Genomic DNA, 15578 nt, shown 5'->3' with positions numbered 1-15578 from the left:
TGTAATTTCTGAAAGCTCGCGGAGAACTATCTGACAACCAGAAACCTTTACCTCCTGCAAAAGTGATGAATCACAATGACGTGCCATACTTCGGCCTTTGCAATCACCTGAGACGATCCGATTTGAGAGTCAGTCCGGCCCTGCCCTTCGCGCTGTTGCTCGCCTTGCTGCTTAATGGCTGTGCGAGCCTCGACGCCTCCCGCGAGCCCAGCCAGGCATTGCCTGCGGCCAATTCGGCGTTCGGTCGCTCAATCCAGGCCCAAGCCGCGCCACACGAAGGGCAATCGGGATTTCGCCTGCTCTCCAACAGTACCGAAGCCTTCATGGCCCGGGCCGAGCTGATCCGCAACGCACAAACCAGCCTCGACTTGCAGTACTACATCGTCCACGACGGCATCAGCACGCGCATGCTGGTCGAGGAACTGCTCAAGGCTGCCGATCGTGGCGTGCGGGTGCGGATCCTGCTCGATGACACCACCAGCGATGGCCTGGACCAGATCATTGCGACGCTGGCCGCGCATCCGCAGATTCAGATACGACTGTTCAACCCGCTACATCTGGGTCGCAGCACTGGCGTAACGCGGACCATGGGCCGCTTGTTCGACCTGTCGCTGCAACACCGGCGCATGCACAACAAGCTGTGGCTGGCGGATAACAGCGTGGCCATCGTCGGCGGGCGCAATCTGGGCGATGAGTATTTCGATGCCGAGCCCAACCTGAATTTCACCGACATCGACATGCTCAGTGTCGGGCCGGTCGCCGAGCAGCTCGGGCACAGTTTCGACCAGTACTGGAACAGCGCCCTGAGCAAGCCGATCGACGAATTCCTCTCCAGCAAACCGACGGCCAAGGACCTGCAAAACACCCGCACGCGCCTGGAAGAATCCCTGGAAGAAACCCGCAAACAAAACCACGCGCTGTATCAACAGCTAATGATCTACGACAAGCACCCGCGCCTGGACATCTGGCGCCGAGAGCTGATCTGGGCCTGGAACCAGGCATTGTGGGACGCGCCGAGCAAGGTGCTGGCCAAGGGCGAGCCTGACCCGCAATTGCTGCTGACCACGCAATTGGCGCCGGAGTTGAGGGGCGTGAGCAAAGAGCTGATCATGATTTCAGCCTACTTTGTGCCCGGTCAACCCGGCCTGGTGTACCTGACCGGACGCGCCGATGCCGGCGTGACGGTGAGCTTGCTGACCAACTCACTGGAAGCCACCGATGTACCGGCGGTGCACGGTGGCTATGCGCCGTATCGCAAGGCGTTGCTGGAGCATGGCGTGAAGCTGTTCGAATTGCGCCGCCAGCCCGGTGAGGGTGGCGGTAGCGGGCCGCATCTGTTCCGGCGTTCGGCTTATCAGGGCTCGGATTCGAGCTTGCACAGCAAGGCGATGATCTTTGATCAGCAGAAATCGTTTATCGGCTCATTCAACTTCGACCCGCGTTCGGTGCTGTGGAACACCGAAGTCGGCGTGCTGGTCGACAGCCCGGAACTGGCCGCGCATGTACGTGAATTGGCCCTGCAAGGCATGGCGCCGCCACTGAGTTATGAGGCGAAACTGGAAGCTGGCAAGGTCGTCTGGGTAACCGAGGACGATGGCAAGTTGCATACCCTGACGAAAGAGCCGGGCAGCCTGTGGCGCCGGTTTAATGCGTGGTTCAGCACCACCGTCGGCCTGGAGCGGATGTTGTAGCTCACATCGCCAAGATCGCTGCCGAAGGCTGCGATCTTTTGATCTATGCCGGCTCGGCCACCGCGCCAAACGCCCCCTGACGCATCAGCAAAACCACCAACCCCAACGCCCCCACCGCCATCAGCAACGGCAACGCATGCCCGCTGATCCACTGGCTACCCGCCCCGGCCGCTAACGGTCCGACCAGGCAACCAATGCCCCACAACTGTGCGATATGGGCATTGGCCCGCACCAGCGCATCGTCGCGGTAGCGCTCGCCAATCAAAATCAGCGACAAGGTGAACAACCCACCGGCACTCGCACCGAACAGCACCCACAGCGGCCAGATCAACAACGTATCGATCAACAGTGGAATCGCCAGGCTCGACAGCATCAGCACCACCGCGCAACCCGTGAACAAACTGCGCCGGGACAGCCGATCCGCCAGCGCACCGATGGGCAGTTGCAGCAAGGCATCGCCGACCACCACGGTACTGACCATCGCCAGGGCGATTTCCGCAGTGAAACCCTGACGCAGGCAATACACCGGCAGCAAGGTCAGGATCATCGCTTCGAACGCGGCGAACAGCGACACCGCCCAGGCAATCGCCGGCAACCCGCGGCAGAAGGTCCATAAATCGCCAAATGTCACGCTGCTGGCTTCACTGCTCGGCGCACCGCTACGGCCCAGCAGCAACAACGGCGCTGTCAGCAGCAAGCCGACGCCGACCCAGAAACCGTAATCGTGCTCGGTGCCCAGCGCGCCCAACAGCAACGGTCCGCCCAGTTGGCTCAAGGCATAACTGCTGCCATACAACGCCACCAGCCGCCCGCGCCACTTTTCGACCACCAGTTGGTTGATCCAGCTTTCACCGAGGATAAACACCAGGGTCAGAATCACCCCGATCATCAGGCGCAACACCAACCAGATCGGATAACTCGGCAACAGCGCCAGCAAACCGATGGACACCGCGCCGGCCCACAGGCACAGGCGCATCAGATTAGCCGTGCCGAAATGCGCGGCCAGATGACTGGAAATCTTCGCCCCCAGCAGCACGCCAATGGCCGGCATCGCCGCCATCACACCAATTGCAAACGAACCGTAACCCCAGCTTTCCAGGCGAAACGACACCAGCGGCATGCTGACACCCAGGGCCAGGCCGACACTCAAGACAGACGCCAACACGGCGAAATAAGTCGCCCAACGCATGTTCCACGCTCCTGTGGATATTATTTTTCAAACAACAGAGACGACACAGCCGGAGCTTTCCCTGAGGAAAGTCCGGCTGCGGCGACAGACCTGTGGTACCGCGGCGCCCCGCCCTACGCGATCTCCATAGGAGCGAGGCTTGCCCGCGAAAGCGTCATCAGCAACACCACAGGCTTTAGCGACTTACAGCTTGATCCAGGTCGCCTTCAGTTCGGTGTACTTGTCGAACGCGTGCAGCGACTTGTCGCGACCGTTGCCCGACTGTTTGAAACCACCGAACGGTGCCGTCATGTCGCCGCCGTCATACTGGTTGACCCATACACTACCGGCACGCAGCGCCTTGGCGGTCAGGTGTGCCTTGGAGATGTCCTTGGTCCATACCGCTGCGGCCAGGCCGTACGGCGTGTCGTTGGCAATCGCGATGGCTTCTTCGGCAGTGTCGAAAGCGATGACCGACAACACTGGGCCAAAGATCTCTTCCTGGGCGATTTTCATCGCGTTGTTCACGCCATCGAAAATCGTCGGCTCAACGTAGGTGCCACCGGTTTCCTGAAGAATGCGTTTGCCGCCCGCCACCAGTTTGGCGCCGTCGGTGTGGCCGGATTCGATGTAAGACAGCACGGTATTCATCTGCTGGGTGTCCACCAGCGCGCCGACGTTGGTCGCCGGATCCAGCGGATTGCCTGGCTTCCAGGTTTTCAGCGCTTCGATGACCAGCGGCAGGAAGGTGTCCTTGATCGAACGCTCGACTAACAGGCGCGAACCGGCGGTGCAGACTTCGCCCTGGTTGAAGGCGATGGCGCTGGCGGCGGATTCGGCGGCAGCTTGCAGGTCCGGAGCATCGGCGAACACGATGTTCGGGCTCTTGCCGCCGGCTTCGAGCCAGACGCGCTTCATGTTCGATTCGCCGGAGTAGATCAGCAACTGCTTGGCGATCTTGGTCGAACCGGTGAACACCAGGGTGTCCACGTCGTTGTGCAGGGCCAGGGCCTTGCCGACGGTGTGGCCGTAGCCTGGCAGCACGTTGAGCACGCCTTTCGGGATACCGGCTTCAACAGCCAGCGCGGCGATGCGGATGGCGGTCAGTGGGGATTTTTCCGACGGCTTGAGGATCACCGAGTTACCGGTGGAAAGCGCCGGGCCGAGTTTCCAGCAGGCCATCATCAACGGGAAGTTCCACGGCACGATGGCGCCGACGACGCCCACAGGCTCGCGGGTTACCAGACCCAATTGGTCATGGGGAGTCGCGGCCACTTCGTCGTAGATCTTGTCGATGGCTTCGCCGCTCCAGCTCAGGGCTTGCGCCGCGCCGGGAACGTCGATGTACAGGGAATCGCTGATCGGCTTGCCCATGTCCAGGGTTTCAAGCAGGGCCAACTCTTCGGCGTGCTGCTTGAGCAGGCCGGCAAAACGAATCATGGTGGCTTTGCGTTTGGTCGGCGCCAGGCGTGACCAGACGCCGGAATTGAAGGTGGCGCGGGCGTTTTCCACGGCGCGCTGGGCGTCGGCGGCGTCACAGCTGGCAATCTTGCCCAGCAGACGGCCATCGACCGGGCTGATGCACTCGAAGGTCTCACTGGAGACGGCATCGGTGTATTCGCCATTGATGTAGGCACGGCCTTCGATCTTCAGATCGCGAGCCCGTTGTTCCCAGTCGGCACGAGTCAGGGTGGTCATTCGAGTGTCCTCCTCTTGTTGAATACGAGTGCCCCAGCGTTGGTCGCGGGTGCAGTCAGGAATTCTGCCCGGCCAGCCTGCTATCGGCCCAAGGCACCTGCCACCCTAAACCAGTGGCCGGGGTTGTTTCAATATATTTGACACAAGGTCGGCAAACGGCCTTGCAGTGTTCATTTTAATAAACATAGACTTTGGCCTTTCCAGCCACATACGCCGCAATCACGGGGGATTAGAACAAAATGAATATCCAGGATGTCGTCGACTTCAACCAAGCCACCACCCAGCCCGATCGCTATCGGCCGGACCCGGCGAAAGTCCTCAAGGGCGACCCCGAGCAAGCGGTGTACAACCACTACAACAGCCCCTGCGGGCAGATGAGCGCCGGCGTGTGGGAAGGCGAAATCGGCCAGTGGCTGGTGAATTACACCGAGCATGAATACTGCGAAATCGTTCAGGGCGTGTCAGTGCTGCGCGACAACGATGGCAACAGCAAGACGTTGCGGGTGGGTGATCGCTTTGTGATCCCGGCAGGCTTTCGCGGAACCTGGGAAGTGCTGGAAGCGTGCCGCAAGATTTATGTGGTGTTTGAACAGAAGGCTTGAGTCGAAACAGACGGTGACGATACCAGCAGGACACGGGCTGTCCTTCTGAGCGAAGCTTGCGGGCCGCGCCGAGTCATTCAACGTCAAGGTCAGTGGCGACACAGGATGTGTTGCCAGGTTTTGACCCTCGAGCGCCTTAACACTTGAACAAGCAAGGATGCATCATGACTGCCCAATGCAATATCAACGCCGCAACATTCGCCATCGGCCAAGTAGCCACCCCTGAAACCCTGGACGCCATTCGCCTGGCTGCCGGTGTGCAGAAACATCGCCTGGAACGGCCCGAGGATATGTTCAACCTCTTGCCCAAGCCTGATCGCGTAAGGGTGCTGGTCAACGACCGCAATGAAGTGCTGGAACTCATCTGCGGTTAAAGCGAAACCATCAAGCAACAAAAAAGGCCCGTATCTCGCGATACGGGCCTTTTTTGTAAGAGAGAAAGATCAATTACTTGATCTTGCCTTCTTTGTACATCACGTGCTTACGAACGCGCGGATCGAACATGCGCTTTTCGAGCTTGTCCGGAGTAGTACGCTTGTTCTTGTCGGTAGTGTAGAAGTGACCAGTACCGGCGCTAGAAATCATTCGAATCAATTCACGCATGATTAGCTCCCTTAGATCTTGCCGGCTTTGCGGATTTCGGCCAGCACGACAGTGATGCCACGCTTGTCGATAATACGCATGCCTTTGGCAGATACGCGCAGACGCACGAAACGTTTCTCTTCTTCAACCCAGAAGCGGTGATGCTGCAGGTTCGGCAGGAAACGACGACGGGTTTTGTTGTTTGCGTGGGAAATGTTATTCCCAGTCACCGGACCCTTACCGGTAACTTGACAGACTCTCGACATGCCTCAGCCCTCTAAAACCACATGCCCAACCCGGCATGGGTTGGCCGCTTAATCTCTCAGTCATTTGGCGCCAGGCGCCGCGTTTCTTTAGAGGTCTTACCGGCTACACCTACAGTGAAGGAACCGGGCCCCTAGAAAAGAGCGCTGCTTTATACCAGAAAGACCAGAGAGCAACAACATTCAGTGTGCGATGAATTCACAAAAAGCCCATTTTCCGGGCTACGAGCGCCTTGGACAAAGGCTATCGTCGATGGCGACCGCTCGTCGCAGAACATCGGCCAACACGCCAATCCAGGGCTTCGTGAAACCGCGCACACCCAAATAAGGCGCCTATAGTCGCCCCAAAATGAAAATGGGGATAGTCATTTGCAAAAGAGCCCACTAGGGTAGGCCTTTTCCAGACTGCACTTGCAGATGGGCCTTCGATCTGTAAAGGAATCCGACCATGCGCCTCGCTGCCCTACCGCTGCTGCTTGCCCCACTGCTACTGAGCCCGCTGGCCCAAGCCGCCGCCCTGACCGTCTGCACCGAGGCCAGCCCTGAAGGGTTCGACGTGGTGCAATACAACTCGCTGACCACCACCAACGCCTCGGCCGATGTACTGATGAATCGCCTGGTGGACTTCGATACCGCCAGCGGCAAAGTGGTCGCAAGCCTCGCGGACAGCTGGGAAGTCTCGCCCGACGGCCTGAGCTACGTCTTCAAATTGCACCCGCAGGTGAAATTCCACAAAACCGACTACTTCAGCCCGACCCGCGAGCTGAGCGCCGAAGACGTGAAATTCAGCTTCGACCGCATGCTCGACCCGGCACACCCGTGGCACAAAGTCGCCCAGAGCGGCTTCCCCCATGCCCAGTCGATGCAACTGCCGGCACTGATCAAAAAGATCGACGCCCTCGACCCTCTGACCGTGCGCTTCACCCTCGATCATCCGGATTCGACCTTCCTCGCCACGTTGAGCATGGGCTTCGCCTCGATCTATTCGGCCGAGTACGCCGACAAACTGCTGAAGGCCGGCACCCCGGAAAAGCTCAACAGCCAGCCGATCGGCAGCGGCCCGTTCGTCTTTACTCGCTTCCAGAAGGACGCGTCGATTCGCTACAAGGCCAACCCGGACTACTTCGGCGGCAAGCCGTCGGTGGACCCGCTGATCTTCGCCATCACCCCGGACGCCAACGTGCGCCTGCAGAAATTGCGTCGCAACGAGTGCCAGATCGCCCTGTCGCCCAAGCCGCTGGATGTGGTGGCCGCCAAGCAGGAGCCGACGCTGAAAGTGGAAAAGACTGACGCGTTCATGACCGCTTTCGTCGGCATCAACAGCCAGCATCCGCCGCTGGACAAGCCTGAAGTGCGTCAGGCGATCAACCTCGCGTTCGACAAAGCCAACTACCTAAAAGCCGTGTTCGAAGACACCGCCGAAGCCGCCAACGGCCCTTATCCGCCGAACACCTGGAGTTACGCCAAAGGCCTGCCGGGCTATCCGCACGACGTGGCCAAGGCCAAGGCATTGATGGCCAAAGCCGGGCTCAAGGACGGTTTCCAGACCACCATCTGGACCCGTCCTTCCGGCAGTTTGCTGAACCCCAACCCGAGCCTCGGCGCGCAGTTGCTGCAATCTGACTTGGCGGAAATCGGCATTCAGGCCGAAATCCGCGTGATCGAATGGGGCGAACTGATCCGTCGCGCCAAGGCCGGCGAGCATGACCTGCTGTTCATGGGCTGGGCTGGCGACAACGGTGACCCGGACAACTTCCTCACGCCGCAGTTTTCCTGCGCCGCGGTCAAGTCTGGCACCAACTTCGCCCGTTACTGCAACCAGGACCTGGACAAGCTGATCAGCGCCGGCAAGACCACCAGCGAACAAGGCGTGCGCACCAAGCTGTATGAACAGGCTCAGGCGCAGATTCAGCAACAGGCGTTGTGGCTGCCGCTGGCGCATCCGACTGCGTTCGCGTTGACGCGCAAGGATGTGCAGGGTTACTCGGTCAGCCCGTTTGGCCGCCAGGATTACTCGAAGGTCAATCTCAAGTAACCCCCCTGTAGCTGCCGAGTGAAACGAGGCTGCGATCTTTTGACCTGAAAAACAAAATCAAAAGATCGCAGCCTTCGGCAGCTTCTACGGGTGGAGAAGGCCAGCCAAGGTTTACATCCAGCCGTACTCGGCCATGGACAGCGGATCCCCATCCCCAACGATAAAGTGATCAAGCACCCGCACATCAATCAGCTCCAGCGCCTCTTGCAGGCGCTTGGTCAGCATTCGATCAGCCTGGCTGGGGTCGGTGTTACCCGACGGGTGGTTGTGGCACAGGATCAGCGCTGCGGCGTTGTGCGCCAGGGCCCGCTTGACCACTTGGCGCGGATACACGCTGGTGTTATCGATGGAGCCGCGAAACAGCGTTTCAAACGTCAGCACCCGGTGCTTTGAATCCAGAAACAGGCAACCGAACACCTCGTGGGGTTCATGGCGGAGCATGGCCTTGAGGTAATCACGTACCGCCACCGGGCTCTCCAGCACCGAATCCCGGCGCAAGCGCTCGGCCAGGTGCCGCCGGGCCATCTCCAGCACTGCCTGCAACTGCGCGAATTTCGCCGGCCCCAGGCCCAGTTGCCCGCTGAAGGTCCGCAGATCGGCCTCCAGCAAGGTGCGCAGACTGCCGAATTGACTCAACAAGTGTCTCGCCAGATCCACCGCGCTTTTGCCGGACACGCCGGTCCGTAGAAAGATGGCCAGTAGCTCGGCATCAGAAAGACTCGCCGAACCCTGCTCAAGAAGCTTCTCCCGCGGCCGCTCTGCCGCCGGCCAATCACGAATACTCATAACACCTCCCTGGTCTGTGGGCGCCGCTGTTCCGTAGCGGTCGCTGTGATATCGTAGCCCATCTTTTTTGCGGGCGATTTCACTCCTGGGGAGGGGGGTTCGCCACGCAGTCATCAACGAAATGAAAGGCAGACCTATGCAGCGGCTGTATCGGAAACGCATCGTTCTGGGCGTCGGCGGCGGCATTGCTGCCTACAAGAGCGCCGACCTGGTTCGCCGCCTGATCGACCAGGGCGCCGAAGTGCGCGTGGTCATGACCCGTGGCGGCAGCGAGTTCATCACCCCGCTGACCATGCAAGCCTTGTCCGGCCATCCGGTCCACCTCGACCTGCTGGACCCCGCGGCCGAAGCCGCCATGGGCCACATCGAGCTGGCCAAATGGGCCGACCTGGTGCTGATCGCCCCCGCCACGGCGGACCTGATCGCCCGTCTGGCCCAAGGCATTGCCAATGACCTGCTGACCACGCTGGTGCTGGCCACCGACGCGGTGGTCGCCGTGGCACCGGCGATGAATCAGGCTATGTGGCGCGATCCAGCCACCCAGGCCAACCTGCAAATCCTCGAAAGCCGCGGCATCAAATCCTTCGGCCCAGCCTCGGGCAGCCAGGCCTGTGGCGACGTCGGCATGGGCCGCATGCTCGAAGCCACCGACCTCGCCCAATGCGCGGCGGACTGCTTCCAGCGCCAGGCGCTCACCGGCAAACACGTGCTGATTACCGCCGGCCCAACCCAGGAAAACATCGACCCGGTGCGCTACATCACCAACCACAGCTCCGGGAAAATGGGCTTTGCTCTGGCCGAAGCCGCGGTGGAAGCCGGCGCCCGCGTGACGCTGATCACCGGCCCGGTGCACTTGCCGACTCCGGATCGCGTGACGCGCATCGACGTGGTCAGTGCCCGCGACATGCTCGCCGCCTGTGAAGCCGCGATCCCTTGCGACTTGTTTATCGCCTCGGCAGCGGTCGCGGACTACCGCCCGGAAGTCGTCGCACCACAGAAACTCAAGAAAGATCCTACGAACGGCGACGGCTTGTTGCTACAGATGGTGCGCAACCCAGACATCCTGGCCACCATCGCGACTCGCCCCGACCGTCCGTTCAGTGTCGGTTTCGCTGCCGAAACCGAACACTTGCTCGATTACGCTGCACGCAAGTTGAAAGACAAAAACCTCGATTTGATCGTCGCCAACGACGTCGCCAACCCGAGCATTGGCTTCAACAGCGAAGAAAACGCCTGCAGCGTGATCGACCGCCAGCTCCACGCCACACTTTTCGCCCAGACCAGCAAGAGCAAGATTGCTCGCCAGCTGATCACTTTTATCGCCGACCGTCTGAACCAGGTTTAATTTACATGCACGCTTTGCAAGCCAAGATCCTCGACCCCCGCATCGGCACCGACTTCCCGCTGCCGCAGTACGCCACCCCCGGCTCCGCCGGCCTCGACCTGCGCGCCATGCTGGAAAAAGACACCGTGATCAAGCCGGGCGAAACCCTGCTGATCCCGACCGGCCTGTCGGTCTACATCGGCGACCCGGGCCTGGCGGCGCTGATCCTGCCGCGCTCCGGCCTGGGCCATAAGCACGGCATCGTGCTGGGTAACCTGGTTGGCCTGATCGACTCCGACTACCAGGGTCCGCTGATGGTTTCGTGCTGGAACCGCAGCGACAAGGATTTCACCCTTGAAGTGGGCGAACGTCTGGCTCAGCTAGTTTTGGTTCCTGTGGTTCAGGCGCACTTCGAGATGGTTGAAGAGTTCGTCGAAACTGAGCGCGGTGCTGGTGGTTTCGGGCATTCGGGTAGCCATTGATCCGATAAATACACCTTTGTGGCGAGCGAGCTTGCTCGCGCTGGGCTGCGTAGCGGCCCCAAGATTCGGTGAGTGCTGCGCACTCAAGCGGGAGCAAGCTCCCTCGCCACAAGTGCTTTATATGCTCGAAATTGCACAGCCGTCATCTGGAAGGTTTACCACTGAAAATCAAGGGATTGGCCGGTCAAGTGCGCGCTGAAACCGGGGTCATGGCCTTTGCACACCACGAACTCTCTGTGGAAAACACCGTCATACCCTTCAGTTTGTGCCTGCCAACGAGTCATTCCCCGGCAGGTCCAGTCACTTTCGAAATGGAGCAATCCCACAGATGAGCAGTCCAGCCCAAGTCGCACCCAAGTTCCCCGACAGCATCTTCCGCGCCTACGATATTCGCGGCACCGTCCCGGAATTCTTGAACGGTGAAACCGCTTACTGGCTCGGCCGTGCCATCGGCGCCCAGAGCCTGGCTCAGGACGAACCCAACGTTTCCGTCGGTCGCGACGGCCGCCTCTCTGGCCCGGAACTGGTCGAACGCCTGATTCAAGGTCTGGCCGACAGCGGTTGCCACGTCAGCGACGTCGGCCTGGTGCCAACGCCTGCGCTGTATTACGCCGCCAACGTACTGGCCGGCAAATCCGGGGTGATGCTCACCGGCAGCCACAACCCGTCGAATTACAACGGTTTCAAGATCGTCATTGCCGGCGACACCTTGGCCAACGAACAGATCCAGGCCCTGCACGAACGCCTCAAGACCAACAACCTGACCAGCGGCAAGGGCAGCATCACCAAGGTCGAGATCCTCGACCGCTACAACACCGAAATCGTCCAGGACATCAAACTGGCTCGCCGCCTGAAAGTCGTGGTCGACTGCGGTAACGGCGCGGCCGGCGTGATCGCCCCGCAACTGATCGAAGCCCTGAACTGCGAAGTCATCCCGTTGTTCTGCGACGTCGACGGCAATTTCCCGAACCACCACCCGGACCCGGGCAAGCCTGAAAACCTCGTGGACTTGATCGCCAAGGTCAAGGAAACCAACGCTGACCTGGGCCTGGCTTTCGACGGCGACGGCGACCGCGTCGGCGTGGTGACCAACACCGGCAGCATCGTCTACCCGGACCGCCTGCTGATGCTGTTCGCCCGTGACGTGCTGGCGCGCAACGCTGACGCGGAAATCATCTTCGACGTCAAATGCACACGCCGCCTGACCCCGCTGATCAAGGAATACGGCGGTCGTCCGCTAATGTGGAAGACCGGTCACTCGTTGATCAAAAAGAAAATGAAACAAACCGGCGCCCTGTTGGCCGGCGAAATGAGCGGGCACATCTTCTTCAAGGAGCGCTGGTTCGGTTTCGACGACGGCATTTACAGCGCCGCGCGGCTGCTGGAGATCCTCAGCAAGGAAAAATCCACCGCGGAGGAGCTGTTTGCGACCTTCCCGAACGATATTTCTACGCCTGAAATCAATATCCATGTGACCGAAGAGAGCAAATTCAGCATCATTGATGCTCTGCACGACGCGAAGTGGGGCGAAGGCGCCGACCTGACCACCATCGACGGCGTGCGAGTCGACTACGCCAAAGGCTGGGGCCTGGTGCGCGCGTCCAACACCACACCGGTGCTGGTGCTGCGTTTCGAGGCTGATGACGAGGCTGAACTGCAACGCATCAAGGACGTGTTCAAAGTCCAGTTGAAGCGTGTTGCCCCTGATCTCCAACTACCGTTTTGATCTTCTGATTCACCCGGAGCCCTGAATGACCCTCGAACGCGAAGCCGCCGCCAACACCGCCAAGGTCCTGTCCGAAGCGCTGCCTTACATTCGCCGCTATGTCGGCAAGACGCTGGTGATCAAATACGGCGGCAACGCGATGGAAAGCGAGGAGCTGAAAACTGGCTTCGCCCGCGACATCGTGCTGATGAAAGCCGTGGGCATCAACCCGGTGGTGGTTCACGGCGGCGGCCCGCAAATCGGCGACCTGCTCAAGCGTCTGTCGATCGAGAGCCACTTCATCGATGGCATGCGCGTGACTGACGCGCAGACCATGGACGTGGTGGAAATGGTCCTCGGCGGCCAGGTGAACAAGGACATCGTCAACCTGATCAACCGTCATGGCGGCAGCGCCATCGGCCTGACCGGTAAAGACGCCGAGCTGATTCGTGCGAAGAAACTCACCGTTACCCGCCAGACGCCGGAGATGACCCAACCGGAAATCATCGACATCGGCCAGGTGGGCGAAGTGGTCGGCATCAACACCGACCTGCTGAACCTGCTGGTCAAAGGCGATTTCATCCCGGTGATTGCGCCAATCGGCGTCGGCGCCAACGGCGAGTCGTACAACATCAACGCTGACCTGGTGGCCGGTAAAGTGGCCGAAGCGCTGAAAGCTGAAAAGCTGATGCTGCTGACCAACATCGCCGGCCTGATGGACAAGCAAGGCACGGTCCTCACCGGCCTGACCACCCAGCAAGTCGACGACCTGATTGCCGACGGCACAATCTACGGCGGCATGCTGCCGAAGATCCGTTGCGCGCTGGAAGCGGTACAGGGCGGTGTGGGCAGCTCATTGATCATTGACGGTCGGGTGCCGAATGCGATTCTGCTGGAGATCTTCACCGATACCGGTGTGGGTACATTGATCAGTAATCGCAAGCGTCCCTGATTTGTAAAGATCAAGAGATCGCAGCCTTCGGCGGCTCCTACAGGGATTTTGGAATCCTCTGTAGGAACTGACGAAGGCTGCGATCTTTTTTTGCCCGCAGGAAATGCCTGACGCCAATGCAGGAAGTGTCTGACATCGAGAAAGAAGCAATCTGCCTAGGATCTTCCCTGTATCCACAGGAGATTTTCCCTATGCAAAAAGATTACGTACCTTACGGCAGTGATGTATCACCAGGCACTTACGAGTGCGTGGACTGCGGCCACCAGTATTCGAATCAGGCCAAAACATCGATGCCGCCCTGCCCGCAACTTCGTAAAACCGCGCACATTAGCCATGGTTGGAAAATTCTGACCGGCCAAGGCGACGCCGTGATTGATCCATATCCTGAGAAAGCCGAAAAACCTGCCGGGATCAAACAAGTCGAAACCTCCAGCCCTGCCAGCAAAAAATAACTTCGGAGGCGCTGAGCCATGCAGATCTCGTTCACGATCGACGCCCAGGCTTTCGAGCAGGAGCAAAAGGGACCGGTCAAAAAGACCCTGAAAATTTCCGACGCCGAAATCGCTCACGCCTTACAGCGTATCGCCAAGGCGAGCCTGACCGAATACTTGAAAATGCTGGTCGAGGGCGGCATGCCGAGCCGGGCCGATGAAGCGAAGCAGGATCGCCTGCTGTATCTGATTCAAAGCTACTTCGGGCAAACCCTGCCGACTGAGTCTCAGATCTCGACGATTTTCCAGCTGACCCAGAGCCAAAGTAAAACCTTACTGAAAAACACGGTTTCGCGCTTTCGCAATCAGCTGGACGAGATCTTGCGGCACAGCATGCGTGCGGTGATCGAGTCTGCGGAACACGCGCAAACGGTGTACCTGGTGGTGATCAGTTCGGATGTCATCCGTGATGAACTGAACATGCTGATCACGCAAAACGAGCCGACCTTCAAACCCATTACCAAGCGCAAAGGCAGTGCCGGGCAATTCGAGATCAGCGAAGACTCCCACGCGCTGTTGTGCCAGACGCTGGGCCTGAATGCCGTTCAGTGACATCGTCGCGGTCAGTGGCTTGCTGCTGACCCTGACCACCTTCATGTTCAATCTGGCATGGCCCAAGCTGCATGAAGCGCTGGAGCTGGATGAAGCGCTATCGGGGCCGCTGGCCAGAAGGCGTAGCAGGGCAAAGGTGATGAATGTCTTGCTCGCCTGCGCACTGCCCCTGACCTGCGCTTTTGCAGCGCTGTTTTACGTCAACCTTCCGGCCGCTGTACGGATTATGGCCAGCAGTAAGCTGGATCTGTGGGATTTTGATGTGGATCGCACGCTTTATGTATTAGTCGTTTTAGCGTTGTTGGTATTTGCGCTATTCAACCTGAGATTGGCGCTGAAACTGGTAGGCAAATGGCGAAGGCTGCGCTGAAGACATAAAAAAGACCCCGCTCAGCCAGGCTGAGCGGGGTCTTTTTTTTTGCTTGCGATCCTGTAGGAGCGAGGCTTGCCCGCGAAGGCAATCTGACAGTCACCTCATCGCTGAATGTGACGACGCCTTCGCGGTCAAGCCTCGCTCCTACAAGTTCGCGTTGTTACACGCCGAACTGAGCGCGGTAGGCTTCTACGGCAGGCAAATGCTGCTTGAGCTGCGGATCATCGGCCAGGAATTCCAGCACCTGGTTCAGCGAAACAATGCTGATCACCGGAATCTTGAAGTCACGCTCCACTTCCTGGATCGCCGACAACTCACCGTTGCCGCGCTCCTGACGGTTCAGGGCGATCAGCACACCAGCGGCTTTGGCGCCGTCCTGGGAAGCGATGATCTGCATCACTTCACGGATGGCGGTGCCGGCGGTGATCACGTCGTCGATGATCAGCACATCGCCGGTCAACGGCGCGCCGACCAGGCTGCCGCCTTCGCCGTGAGCCTTGGCTTCCTTGCGGTTGAAGCACCATGGCAGGTCACGGCCATGGTGTTCGGCCAATGCCACGGCAGTGGTCGCCGCCAACGGGATGCCTTTGTACGCCGGGCCAAACAGAACGTCGAAGGGAATACCGCTCTCGACGATGGCTGCCGCGTAGAAACGACCCAGCTGCGCCAGGGCCGAACCGCTGTTGAAAAGGCCGGCATTGAAGAAGTAAGGACTGGTGCGCCCGGACTTCAGGGTGAACTCACCGAAGCGCAAAACGCCGCGATCGATGGCAAAACGAATGAAATCGCGCTGATACGCTTGCATGAAAAAAACCCCAAATACCACGGATTTAGCTAATTAGGTTGACGCCGTGTATCATACACGCACGCGATT

Annotated in this window: 16 protein-coding genes and 1 pseudogene; 11 read left to right on the top strand and 6 right to left on the bottom strand. The window is 59.5% G+C overall.

Translation table 11 applies throughout. From position 1 onward, the window contains the following. Window positions 1-122: 122 nt before the first annotated feature. Window positions 123-1691: a phospholipase D family protein gene (locus HKK53_RS21590; RefSeq protein ID WP_169372504.1), complete on the top strand. Its 1569-nt coding sequence runs from the start codon at window positions 123-125 to the stop codon at window positions 1689-1691. Between the two features lie 43 nt (window positions 1692-1734). Here the strand turns inward: HKK53_RS21590 and HKK53_RS21585 are convergent, their stop codons facing one another. After that, on the bottom strand, window positions 1735-2880 hold the full coding sequence (locus tag HKK53_RS21585; RefSeq protein WP_169372503.1) for an MFS transporter: 1146 nt from the start codon (window positions 2878-2880) through the stop codon (window positions 1735-1737). Between the two features lie 183 nt (window positions 2881-3063). After that, on the bottom strand, window positions 3064-4557 hold the full coding sequence (locus HKK53_RS21580) for an aldehyde dehydrogenase (RefSeq protein ID WP_054048467.1): 1494 nt from the start codon (window positions 4555-4557) through the stop codon (window positions 3064-3066). Between the two features lie 239 nt (window positions 4558-4796). Here HKK53_RS21580 and HKK53_RS21575 point away from each other — a divergent pair, with 239 nt between their 5' ends. Together HKK53_RS21575 and HKK53_RS21570 are read left to right on the top strand one after the other, a co-directional pair. Then, window positions 4797-5159: a cupin domain-containing protein gene (locus HKK53_RS21575; RefSeq protein WP_169372502.1), complete on the top strand. Its 363-nt coding sequence runs from the start codon at window positions 4797-4799 to the stop codon at window positions 5157-5159. A gap of 164 nt (window positions 5160-5323) precedes the next feature. Continuing rightward, the gene (locus HKK53_RS21570) at window positions 5324-5533 is read left to right on the top strand and encodes a hypothetical protein (protein WP_169372501.1); all 210 of its coding nucleotides are present in this window, start codon (window positions 5324-5326) and stop codon (window positions 5531-5533) included. Between the two features lie 73 nt (window positions 5534-5606). Here HKK53_RS21570 and rpmG read toward each other — a convergent pair whose 3' ends face one another. Together rpmG and rpmB are read right to left on the bottom strand one after the other, a co-directional pair. After that, window positions 5607-5762, bottom strand: a complete 156-nt coding sequence (gene rpmG / locus HKK53_RS21565) for a 50S ribosomal protein L33 (RefSeq protein WP_008150173.1) — start codon at window positions 5760-5762, stop codon at window positions 5607-5609. 11 nt (window positions 5763-5773) lie between these two features. Continuing rightward, on the bottom strand, window positions 5774-6007 hold the full coding sequence (gene rpmB, locus HKK53_RS21560; protein ID WP_007894701.1) for a 50S ribosomal protein L28: 234 nt from the start codon (window positions 6005-6007) through the stop codon (window positions 5774-5776). Window positions 6008-6452: 445 nt separating this feature from the next. Between rpmB and HKK53_RS21555 the strand changes: the two genes are divergently transcribed. After that, window positions 6453-8039: an ABC transporter substrate-binding protein gene (locus tag HKK53_RS21555; protein ID WP_169372500.1), complete on the top strand. Its 1587-nt coding sequence runs from the start codon at window positions 6453-6455 to the stop codon at window positions 8037-8039. Between the two features lie 111 nt (window positions 8040-8150). On the opposite strand, the gene radC is transcribed toward HKK53_RS21555, so the two are convergent. After that, the gene (gene radC, locus HKK53_RS21550; RefSeq protein ID WP_169372499.1) at window positions 8151-8825 is read right to left on the bottom strand and encodes a RadC family protein; all 675 of its coding nucleotides are present in this window, start codon (window positions 8823-8825) and stop codon (window positions 8151-8153) included. Between the two features lie 136 nt (window positions 8826-8961). Here radC and coaBC point away from each other — a divergent pair, with 136 nt between their 5' ends. The 7 genes and pseudogenes from coaBC to HKK53_RS21515 all read left to right on the top strand — a co-directional run bounded on the left by coaBC (window position 8962) and on the right by HKK53_RS21515 (window position 14701). Next, on the top strand, window positions 8962-10170 hold the full coding sequence (gene coaBC, locus HKK53_RS21545; RefSeq protein ID WP_169374275.1) for a bifunctional phosphopantothenoylcysteine decarboxylase/phosphopantothenate--cysteine ligase CoaBC: 1209 nt from the start codon (window positions 8962-8964) through the stop codon (window positions 10168-10170). Window positions 10171-10175: 5 nt separating this feature from the next. Continuing rightward, a complete protein-coding gene (dut, locus tag HKK53_RS21540) occupies window positions 10176-10631 on the top strand; it encodes a dUTP diphosphatase (protein WP_054048458.1) in 456 nt (151 codons plus the stop codon). Window positions 10632-10980: 349 nt separating this feature from the next. Continuing rightward, window positions 10981-12357: pseudogene (locus HKK53_RS21535) on the top strand (phosphomannomutase/phosphoglucomutase); the annotation flags it as partial. Between the two features lie 25 nt (window positions 12358-12382). Further along, window positions 12383-13288, top strand: coding sequence for an acetylglutamate kinase (gene argB, locus HKK53_RS21530; RefSeq protein WP_123403785.1), 906 nt, complete (start codon window positions 12383-12385; stop codon window positions 13286-13288). Window positions 13289-13479: 191 nt separating this feature from the next. Continuing rightward, entirely contained in the window at window positions 13480-13740 is a 261-nt protein-coding gene (locus tag HKK53_RS21525) for a hypothetical protein (protein ID WP_169372497.1), read from the top strand. A gap of 18 nt (window positions 13741-13758) precedes the next feature. Continuing rightward, a complete protein-coding gene (locus HKK53_RS21520; RefSeq protein ID WP_169372496.1) occupies window positions 13759-14331 on the top strand; it encodes a hypothetical protein in 573 nt (190 codons plus the stop codon). Continuing rightward, window positions 14318-14701: a hypothetical protein gene (locus HKK53_RS21515; RefSeq protein WP_169372495.1), complete on the top strand. Its 384-nt coding sequence runs from the start codon at window positions 14318-14320 to the stop codon at window positions 14699-14701. Before HKK53_RS21520 ends, HKK53_RS21515 begins: the two co-directional genes overlap by 14 nt. A 163-nt stretch (window positions 14702-14864) precedes the next feature. Here HKK53_RS21515 and pyrE read toward each other — a convergent pair whose 3' ends face one another. Beyond that, the gene (gene pyrE / locus HKK53_RS21510; RefSeq protein WP_169372494.1) at window positions 14865-15509 is read right to left on the bottom strand and encodes an orotate phosphoribosyltransferase; all 645 of its coding nucleotides are present in this window, start codon (window positions 15507-15509) and stop codon (window positions 14865-14867) included. Window positions 15510-15578: the final 69 nt, after the last annotated feature.

Source organism: Pseudomonas sp. ADAK7, from assembly GCF_012935675.1.
Lineage (GTDB): Bacteria > Pseudomonadota > Gammaproteobacteria > Pseudomonadales > Pseudomonadaceae > Aquipseudomonas.
This window is presented reverse-complemented; position numbering and strand designations above follow the sequence as displayed.

Excerpts from the sequence above, each read along its gene's own strand:
- HKK53_RS21570 (WP_169372501.1), top strand. The coding sequence starts at position 5,324 with ATGACTGCCCAATGCAATATCAACGCCGCAACATTCGCCATCGGCCAA.
- HKK53_RS21555 (WP_169372500.1), top strand. The coding sequence starts at position 6,453 with ATGCGCCTCGCTGCCCTACCGCTGCTGCTTGCCCCACTGCTACTGAGC.
- HKK53_RS21515 (WP_169372495.1), top strand. The coding sequence starts at position 14,318 with ATGCCGTTCAGTGACATCGTCGCGGTCAGTGGCTTGCTGCTGACCCTG.
- argB (WP_123403785.1), top strand. The coding sequence starts at position 12,383 with ATGACCCTCGAACGCGAAGCCGCCGCCAACACCGCCAAGGTCCTGTCC.
- HKK53_RS21520 (WP_169372496.1), top strand. The coding sequence starts at position 13,759 with ATGCAGATCTCGTTCACGATCGACGCCCAGGCTTTCGAGCAGGAGCAA.
- HKK53_RS21525 (WP_169372497.1), top strand. The coding sequence starts at position 13,480 with ATGCAAAAAGATTACGTACCTTACGGCAGTGATGTATCACCAGGCACT.
- pyrE (WP_169372494.1), bottom strand. The coding sequence starts at position 15,509 with ATGCAAGCGTATCAGCGCGATTTCATTCGTTTTGCCATCGATCGCGGC.
- rpmG (WP_008150173.1), bottom strand. The coding sequence starts at position 5,762 with ATGCGTGAATTGATTCGAATGATTTCTAGCGCCGGTACTGGTCACTTC.
- radC (WP_169372499.1), bottom strand. The coding sequence starts at position 8,825 with ATGAGTATTCGTGATTGGCCGGCGGCAGAGCGGCCGCGGGAGAAGCTT.
- rpmB (WP_007894701.1), bottom strand. The coding sequence starts at position 6,007 with ATGTCGAGAGTCTGTCAAGTTACCGGTAAGGGTCCGGTGACTGGGAAT.
- coaBC (WP_169374275.1), top strand. The coding sequence starts at position 8,962 with ATGCAGCGGCTGTATCGGAAACGCATCGTTCTGGGCGTCGGCGGCGGC.
- HKK53_RS21575 (WP_169372502.1), top strand. The coding sequence starts at position 4,797 with ATGAATATCCAGGATGTCGTCGACTTCAACCAAGCCACCACCCAGCCC.
- HKK53_RS21580 (WP_054048467.1), bottom strand. The coding sequence starts at position 4,557 with ATGACCACCCTGACTCGTGCCGACTGGGAACAACGGGCTCGCGATCTG.
- dut (WP_054048458.1), top strand. The coding sequence starts at position 10,176 with ATGCACGCTTTGCAAGCCAAGATCCTCGACCCCCGCATCGGCACCGAC.
- HKK53_RS21585 (WP_169372503.1), bottom strand. The coding sequence starts at position 2,880 with ATGCGTTGGGCGACTTATTTCGCCGTGTTGGCGTCTGTCTTGAGTGTC.